The 8,325-nt window shown below is 60.5% G+C and carries 9 protein-coding genes; 1 reads left to right on the top strand and 8 read right to left on the bottom strand.

What is annotated here, in order from left to right:
* Positions 1 to 101: 101 nt before the first annotated feature.
* On the top strand, positions 102 to 1,028 hold the full coding sequence (locus KO1_RS25175) for a LysR family transcriptional regulator (RefSeq protein ID WP_023321091.1): 927 nt from the start codon (positions 102 to 104) through the stop codon (positions 1,026 to 1,028).
* Here KO1_RS25175 and mdcH read toward each other — a convergent pair.
* The 8 genes from mdcH to mdcA form a co-directional block, all read right to left on the bottom strand.
* Complete coding sequence (gene mdcH / locus KO1_RS25180; RefSeq protein WP_016807962.1) at positions 1,018 to 1,920, bottom strand: malonate decarboxylase subunit epsilon; 903 nt, start codon at positions 1,918 to 1,920, stop codon at positions 1,018 to 1,020. The two genes, KO1_RS25175 and mdcH, sit on opposite strands and share 11 nt — an antisense overlap.
* On the bottom strand, positions 1,917 to 2,537 hold the full coding sequence (locus KO1_RS25185) for a malonate decarboxylase holo-ACP synthase (protein ID WP_023321089.1): 621 nt from the start codon (positions 2,535 to 2,537) through the stop codon (positions 1,917 to 1,919). Before KO1_RS25185 ends, mdcH begins: the two co-directional genes overlap by 4 nt.
* Before the next feature lie 2 nt (positions 2,538 to 2,539).
* Entirely contained in the window at positions 2,540 to 3,499 is a 960-nt protein-coding gene (locus KO1_RS25190) for an AEC family transporter (RefSeq protein WP_004113372.1), read from the bottom strand.
* Between the two features lie 128 nt (positions 3,500 to 3,627).
* Positions 3,628 to 4,428, bottom strand: coding sequence for a biotin-independent malonate decarboxylase subunit gamma (gene mdcE / locus KO1_RS25195; protein WP_004102523.1), 801 nt, complete (start codon positions 4,426 to 4,428; stop codon positions 3,628 to 3,630).
* Positions 4,428 to 5,261 (bottom strand): biotin-independent malonate decarboxylase subunit beta, encoded by an 834-nt coding sequence (locus KO1_RS25200; protein ID WP_004102522.1) that lies wholly within the window; start codon positions 5,259 to 5,261, stop codon positions 4,428 to 4,430. The genes mdcE and KO1_RS25200 overlap by 1 nt, the downstream gene beginning before the upstream one ends.
* Positions 5,254 to 5,553 (bottom strand): malonate decarboxylase acyl carrier protein, encoded by a 300-nt coding sequence (mdcC, locus tag KO1_RS25205; protein WP_004102520.1) that lies wholly within the window; start codon positions 5,551 to 5,553, stop codon positions 5,254 to 5,256. The genes KO1_RS25200 and mdcC overlap by 8 nt, the downstream gene beginning before the upstream one ends.
* Before the next feature lie 17 nt (positions 5,554 to 5,570).
* Positions 5,571 to 6,413: a triphosphoribosyl-dephospho-CoA synthase gene (locus KO1_RS25210; protein ID WP_024274256.1), complete on the bottom strand. Its 843-nt coding sequence runs from the start codon at positions 6,411 to 6,413 to the stop codon at positions 5,571 to 5,573.
* Complete coding sequence (mdcA, locus tag KO1_RS25215; protein ID WP_004102518.1) at positions 6,413 to 8,068, bottom strand: malonate decarboxylase subunit alpha; 1,656 nt, start codon at positions 8,066 to 8,068, stop codon at positions 6,413 to 6,415. Before mdcA ends, KO1_RS25210 begins: the two co-directional genes overlap by 1 nt.
* Positions 8,069 to 8,325: the final 257 nt, after the last annotated feature.

Below are 8,325 nucleotides of genomic sequence, written 5' to 3' on the forward strand. Positions count from 1 at the left end.
ATCCCCCTTCCGGCTAATCCTTCAATTGTGAATTGCGGTTATACTGTCTTGAAATCACAAGAGAAAATGCGAATGAAGACCGAAAAGCGGAGCCCGGGGCAATGAAAGACGATATTAATCAGGACATCACCTTCCGCAAGCTGTCGGTATTTATGATGTTTATGGCAAAGGGCAATATTGCCCGAACCGCAGAATCAATGCAGCTGAGCGGCGTTAGCGTCCACCGGGCGCTGCATACGCTGGAAGAGGGCGTTGGCTGCCCGCTGTTTATTCACAAAGGGCGCAACCTGCTGCCCCTCCCGGCGGCGTGGACGCTGCTGGAGTACTGCCAGGACGTGATCAGCCTGATGACCCGCGGACTGGAAGCTACGCGTAAAGTAGCGGGTGTCGGACAAGGGCGGCTGCGAATCGGCACGCTTTACTCTCTGACCCTTGAAACCGTACCGCGCATTATTATGGGCATGAAGCTGCGGCGGCCGGAACTGGAACTGGATCTCACCATGGGTTCCAATCAGATGCTGCTGGATATGCTGGAAGATGACGCGCTCGATGCGATCCTGATCGCCACCAACGAAGGTGAATTCAACAATTCAGCTTTTGATGTGGTCCCGCTGTTTGAGGATGATATCTTTCTTGCCGCCCCGGCGACGGAACAACTGGACACCTCAACGCCCGCCGAGCTGCGCGACTATGCGCGGCGTAAATTCGTTTCTCTGGCGGAAGGGTTTGCCACCTATGCCGGATTTCAGGACGCTTTTCAGGTGGCGGGATTTCAACCTGAAATCGTCACCCGGGTTAACGATATTTTTTCGATGATTAGCCTGGTGCAGGCGGGCGTGGGCTTTGCGCTACTGCCGGGACGAATGAAAAAGGTGTATGAAAATGACGTTCAGCTGTTGAAGCTGGCGGAGCCCTATCAGATGCGCCAGCTGATCTCCATTGTCTACTCACACCAGCGCGAGCGCGACGCCGACCTGCTGGCGCTGGCGGCGGAAGGGCGGATGTACGCCCGTAGCCTTAGCCATTAAGCCGGTTTGCCAGGTGACGGGCGACGTCGATACCGCTGCGCTCCAGCGAAATGCTCTCTCCCCGCCAGCCCGCCTGGCGGGTGAGGCAGGTTAGCACCCCGCCGGGCGGCATCTCGATTGCCAGCCGCGCGTCCCGTTCATCAGCGGCGATCATCGCTTCCTGCCAGCGCACGGTTCGCGCCATATTCAGCGCCAGATCGTCGGCGATTTTTAATGGGTCCCATAAAACGCGCGCCGTGGAGCCGCTCAGATACGCACAGCACGGTCGTTGCAGCGTGACGTCAGCGAAGGCTTTTGCCAGCTTAGCCGCCGGTTCATTCAGCAGCGCGCAGTGGGAAGGGACGCTAACCGCCAGCCGCTGAGCTTTACTGGCGCCAGCCGCCAGCGCCAGCTGAGCCACGCGGGCCATCTCGTCGTCGCGTCCGGCAATGACAATCTGCGTTTCAGCGTTAAGGTTGGCAATATAGAGGTCGCTATCGGCAATCAGCTTTTCCACGCGGTTGAGCGTCAGGCCCATAATCGCGGTAAGCCCGTAGCCGTGGGGATAAGCCTGCTCCATTAAATCGCCGCGCAGCGCCACCAGCCGCAGGGCGTCGGTGAAATCCAGCGCGCCGGCAATGACCGCCGCCGGGAAAGCCCCTATCGACAGGCCGCTGACTATGTCCGGCTTCACACCTTGACGCTGTAGCTCCCGCGCCCAGGCTGCGCCTGCGATCAGCAAGCACAGCTGCACTGCACGGGTATGTTTTAACGCAGCGGCGGTATCTAAATGGTCTACTTCATCGCCGAGCACGGTACGCGCCTCGGCAAGGATGTTCTGGCGGTCGGGAAGGGCGGCGAGCATATCCGGCCGCTGGTTTCCCTGACCGGGAAAGGTAAAGAGAATTTTCATGCTTCCTCCCTGTTCCATGGCGTAGCGGTCAGGCGCGCGCCGCGGGACGTTTTCAGCAGGGCGCGGCCATCTCGCAGCCACTCGTTTAACGCGAATGCCCCTGCAGGCGTTTCGACCTGGGTATCCGCCCGGCAGGGCAGACGGGCGACGCGGGACTGCCAGGCGAGCAGCGCTTCGCGGTCGAGCGGCTGCGGCGCGCGGATCAGCAGATCGAGATCGCTGGCGGCGTGAAGCACGGGAATTTCGGTGGCCAGCGCATAGCCGGTACTGCCGGTAATGCCCCAGCGCCACGGCCAGTCGTGCAAGGTCAGTGATATCGCCGCCTGTACCGGCGGCTGAGAGACAAACGGCGAACGCAGAAGCAGCAGGCGATCGGCGAGCGTTTCCGGGGTAATGGTTCGGACGATATTCTCCCTCCGTACCCACCCCGCAGCGCGCTGTTCGCGCTTCATGCCCCGCACGCCCACCGGAATGCGGGCGCTGATGTCAACGTCGCGTCGTACCACCACCGGCAGGCTGGTGCGCCAGTGCTGAGCGACCCAATGTTCCTCGATCGCCTCCAGCGCGGCGGCACTATTCAACCAGACTAAATCGTGAGGACGCGGCGTTGATAGCATCGTTAGATCCCTGAAGTTAAAGTGATAAACAGCGGCAGCGACAGGATACACAGAACCGAGCTTAACAGCAGCACCGCTTCCGCATCCGGCGACTGTACGCCAAAGCGGTTGCCGAAGACCACGCCGAAGAAACCGGCCGCCAGCGCAATCATCAGAATGGCGGTAATGGCGATAGAACCGTGCAGCCCCAGCAGCATCACCAGACCCCAGGCGATAAACGGTTGAACCAGCAGTTTGACGAGAGTGGAAGTGGCAATCAGCGCATTGAGCTGCAGCTTACGCGCCGACAGAATGACACCGGTCAGGAACAGCGCCGCGGCGGTCGCCGCCAGGCCCAGCGGTTTAATAGAGGCCAGCAGCAGATCCGGCATTTTGAGACCGATCGCCGAAAGGACAACCCCCAGCAGAGGCCCCCAGACTATCGGTTTTTTCACTGAACGCCACATCAGTACCGGCAGCATCGCCAGCGTCGAACCGCTGTTCTCGCCGGCGGCAAGCGCTTTTTCACGCTCCAGAATCAGCAGACAGAACGGCGTCATCAGTACCGAGCCGCAAGCGATGGAAACGGCGACGGAGAGGGATGTTGATGCGCCTTCGCCGAGCACGCTGCCCAGAATCGGCAGACCAAGGGCGGCGTAGTTAGGCAGCGCTACGGTCAGGGTCAACACGGCGGCATCCTGCGGCGAGCGCTTGAATACGCGGGTAGCGAGGAAGTAGATGGCCGCATAGGTAATCCACATGGCCCCGGTCAGTACCAGTACCAGCGGCGATTGCGCGACGATACCGTTCCATGGGGTTTGCACCGTGGCGCTAAACAGCGTCGCGGGGAGGGCAAAATCCATCACGAAAATATTGAGTAAAGAGACGTTTTTGTTATCGACCATTTTGGCCTTGCCGGCCCAGAAGCCCAGCAGCATGATGACAAAAATCGGCGCGAGGGCATGAATAATCACATAAGTCATATATCACCTGTAAATGAAAAAGAGTACTGGCGCGATTGTTATAATTTCTAAAAGCGGTTCCTTCCCGGAGCGCTCGATGGCGCCCCGGGTGGCCGCTTCCGGCAGGTTTTCTTCTACTTAGGGACTGACTACCAGCTGGCGCGCATGCGATCGCGTACTAGTTGGGAACTACGGCGGTTCTCCGCGCCAAGGCGGCACTTCAGTGAGGCATCCCGGCGGGCGTCAGCGATGGCGTCGCGCAGGGTATCGGTGACCAGCGTCAGATCGCGGGCGTCCGGTGCGTCAGGATTACTGATATCCAGCAGAGCGGAGAGCAGGCCGAGCGTCGCGTAGTTGCTGACGTCATAGGCCATAGGCGGAATGGTTGCCGCCAGTTTCTCCAGCGCTTCAACGGTACGCAGGGTGATCCGCGCGGCCGACTCTTTACCCATCGCATGCACCAGTACCCCGGCGTCGTTAAACGCGATCAGTCGATTAGCCTGGTAGCCGTGGGCGAGAAACGCCCCGGACATCGCTTTGCCGACGATCAGGCCAATCACCGGATGCCCGGCAAGACGCGCCTTCGCGTATGCGCCTGCGGCGCCAGCCAGCGCCTGATGAATACCAAATGCTTCTTCGCGACGGCCATAGGCCTGGCTGGGGACATCGATAACCGCGATAATCGGGCGCTTCACCGTTTTATCGGCATCGGCGTCGAGGGTTTCGTTGACCACTTTTGCCAGCGTCCAGCCTTCGAGCAGGCCAACTTCCCCCTGAGCGGCGCGTGGGTAATGGTTATTAGCATCCGGTACCACGGCGATAAAACGGGCGCTTTCACCGTTAAAATCGGCGTCGGCAACCTGCACCGATGGGCACAGACCGGTCATTAGCGGGGCATTCGGCGCCAGCTGATTTAGCCACAGCGCGGCGCGATTAGTGAACTGGCTCATTATTTCACCTCCCGGGCGAATAGCTGTTTGATCTGCGCGGTGTCCGCCTGCTGGCGGGTATCGAATCGGGTCAAACGGGTCAGGAAATCTTCATATTTGTCGCTGCGATGCTGCGCGGGCACGCCTTTGGCGATCGCCTCGTTCATCGCGCTTTTCACCGCGTTGATACCATCGCCTACCAGGGCATCGACCAGGCCGCTGGCGTAGCGAATTTCGCCGCCGGTCATGCTCCAGATAAACGGACGGTCGCGGGAGTCATACTCTTCAATCCCCGCTTCCTGCTCGATAACCTGCGGCCCGTTGAGGCCCAGACGCGCTTCACGGGTGACAATCAGGTAGCTACACAGCGCCGCGGCGATGGACATTCCGCCGAAGCAGCCGACGGTGCCGGCAACGATGCCGACCACCGGGGTATAGCGGCGCAGGTCGACTATTGCGGCATGAATATCGGCGATGGCAGCAAGGCCCAGGTTGGCTTCCTGCAGGCGCACGCCGCCGGTTTCCAGACACAGCACGGCCTGAGTGGGAATACCGTTGCGGTTATCTTCCGCCGCCAGCTCAAGGGCGGCGGCCATTTTCGCGCCGGAGACCTCACCCATGCTGCCGCCCTGGAAGGTACCTTCAATGGCAATCACCACCGCCGGCTGGCCATTGATGGTCCCTTTTGCAACAACCATACCGTCGTCGGATTGCGGGACGATGCCCTGCGCGCCGAGCCACGGCGACATGATGCCGTCGAAAGGATCCAGCAGTTCGCGATAGCTGCCGTCATCCAGCAGGGTGCGGGCGCGTTCACGAGCGCGGAGTTCAATAAAGCTGCGATCGTTACGCATGAGCCACCTCCTCAAAAACCTGTTCAATACGGATCCGCGCGACGCCGGGCGTGGCGCCGAAGTCGTGGATGATCAGCTGTCCGCCCGGCAGGCCGTTAATCAGGCTCAGCCGTTCGAATAGCGCGTTCCAGCGCGCCTGGCTGTTGTCCACGGAGGTGGTGATTTCTACGTTAAGCGTATCGCTCTGTCCGGCGGTATAGAGCACTTCCATATCGCCGGAGCCTACAACGCCTGCCAGCGCTTTGCCGCTGAGGGCGCGGTTGGCAGGGAATGACAATTTAATCTGTTCCATAACATCCTCTGAATGCGTTAAGCGGAAACCCGGTCGAGAAACAGGGTGGCGGCAAGAAGATCCGCCGCGCCACCCGGCGAGGCGTTCTGCGCCAGCATCTGCGCATCAAGACGCGCCAGCGCGGCGCGTCCCCTGGCTGTCGCACATCCTCCCGCTGCCAGCACCTCGCCAGCGCCTTGCCGCATCGCTTCAAGGCCCGCCATTCCGGCGCGGGAGAGTACGCAGGTATCGCTAAGCGAAGTCATAATCGCCATCAGCGCATCAAGCCGGGCCTGCTCTTCACTGGCTCCCTCGGCCCGGCTGCGCAATAGCTGCGGCAGGGCAAGGGTAGTGACGTGCGGAAAAGCGCGCTGCGCTTCTTCCCGCGCGCCCGGAACCTGCCAGCGGCGGCTGGCGCGCAGGCCTTTACTGAAAGTTTTCGGCGCGCAGGCATCCGGCAGACGGGCGAGGGCGGCGGCGGTTTCCGCAATCCTCTGTGCATGACCCTCTCCTCCCAGCATCGCCGTCGCGCTGACCAGCAGGCCCAGCGCCCAGATAGCGCCGCGATGGGTATTGACCCCGGCAGTCGCCTGCATCATCTGCGCTTCGCCTTCGCGGCCCAGCCGGCCAACGGTTTCACGCAGGGCAACGTCCGCCGGCCGCAGCCAGCTCTGCTGGGCCAGCGCATGAAACGTTGGCTGCAGGCTGCGGGCTGAACGCTCCATCAGCGCCAGGCTCAGATCCTGATGCGCGCCGTTGCCGCGGCTATCGACCAGGCCCGGTTTAGGGCTGAGTCGCGCCTCGTCAACGAGGCAGGCGCTGGCGGTATGGGCCAGCCAGCGGGCCCGGGTATCAGCAAACTGGGGAGAGAGTTTTTTCATTACCAGCTCCGGAATTTTGCCGGTGGGTTGTACAGACCGTCGGACCACTCAACCAGATCGGCCACGCTACCGGCGGCAAGCAGGGAGCGGGTGGCATCGCTGCGGCGGATACCGATATCCTCCGGATACACGACTTTGCCGCTTTGGCGCAGTGCGGCCACGCGTTTGGCATCAACGCCGAGACCGATATCGGTGATCCCGGCCACGGCGGCTACCATAGCCCGGCGCTCTTCAAGGCTTTCCGCCCGATAGAGATAGGCGATGCCTTCTTCGGTCAGTACATGGGTAACGTCATCGCCGTAAATCATTACCGGTGCCAGCGGCATCCCGGAGGTTTTGGCGACTTCAACGGCGTCAAGTTTTTCCACGAAGGTCGGTTTCACGCCCGCCTGGAACGTTTCCACCATCTGTACCACCAGCTTTTTACCGCGCTGCATCGGGTCCGGTTCGGTAATCATGTTGAGCCATGCCGGCGTGGCGTGGCGGCGACCGTGCGGATCATGGCCCATATTCGGCGCGCCGCCGAAGCCGGAGAGGCGGCCGCGGGTCACCGTGGAGGAGTTAGCGTAGCCGTCAACCTGAAGGGTCGAACCGATAAACATATCTACCGCATACTGTCCCGCCAGCTGGCAGAAGGCGCGGTTGGAGCGCATGGAGCCGTCGGCGCCGGTAAAGAAGATATCCGGACGCGCGCGAATGTACTCTTCCATCCCCAGCTCGCCGCCGAAGCAGTGGACGCTCTCTACCCAGCCGCTTTCAATCGCCGGAATCAGCGTCGGGTGCGGATTCAGCGTCCAGTGTTTACAGATCTTACCCTTCAGACCGAGCTGTTCGCCGTAGGTTGGTAGCAGCAGTTCGATGGCGGCGGTGTTAAAGCCGATCCCGTGGTTCAGGGATTGCACCTGATGCTCGGCGTAGATGCCTTTAATCGCCATCATCGCCATCAGGATATGTTCCTGTTTAATCAGGCGCGGATCGCGGGTAAACAGCGGCTCGATAAAGAACGGTTTATCCGCGACGACTACGTAGTCAATCCACGAACCGGGGATATCCACGCGCGGCAGATCGCATTCGTCATCCACCAGTTCGTTAACCTGGGCAATAACGATGCCGTCATGAAACGCGGCGGCTTCTACCAGCGCCGGAGTGTCTTCGGTGCTCGGCCCGGTGTACAGGTTGCCCTTGCGGTCGGCTTTATAACCGGCGATCAGCGCGACGTTCGGCGACAGGTCTACATAAAGACGGGAATAAAGCTCGATATAGGTGTGGATAGCGCCGATTTCCAGCAGGCCATCTTCCAGCAGCTGCGAAATACGCAGGCTCTGGGTACCGGAGAAGGAGAAATCGAGCTTGCGGGCGATACCTTTTTCGAAGAGGTCCAGGTGCTCGCTGCGCCCGACGCTCGGCATAATCATATGCAGGTCGTGAATTTTTTGCGGGTTAACTTCCGCCAGCATCCGCGAGAGGAAATCAGCCTGTTTCTGGTTGTTACCTTCCAGCACCACGCGGTCGCCGGGGGCCAGCAGCTGCTCAAGGGCCGCAACCAGCTGGTCGGTGGGGATCACTTTGCCTGAGACTCTGGCCTCGGCCAGTCGCCGCTGTTTTTCCGTACGGCGACGGTTCCAGACGCGTCCCGTCGTTTGTTCGGCACTCATTATTAACCTCCTGATTCGACGAATCGTTTTGATTGTCCTGGTGTGGGAATAAGTGTGCGTCGCGACGTGGCGGGCATCAATTAAGGCCGATGGAGAATCGTTAGCGTAAGAGTAATGATTGGTGGGGCAGAGATGTGATGGCGATCAATAATGATAGTGAATGATTGGTCTACGAGGAGGCGACGTAGAGATAAAAGTGAAGAGTGAGGGAATTTTCCGGTGGCGCAGCTTCTCCCCGGCTCGCACTGCGTTTAGCC

It is taken from the genome of Klebsiella oxytoca NBRC 105695 (genome assembly GCF_001598695.1).
GTDB lineage: Bacteria > Pseudomonadota > Gammaproteobacteria > Enterobacterales > Enterobacteriaceae > Klebsiella > Klebsiella oxytoca.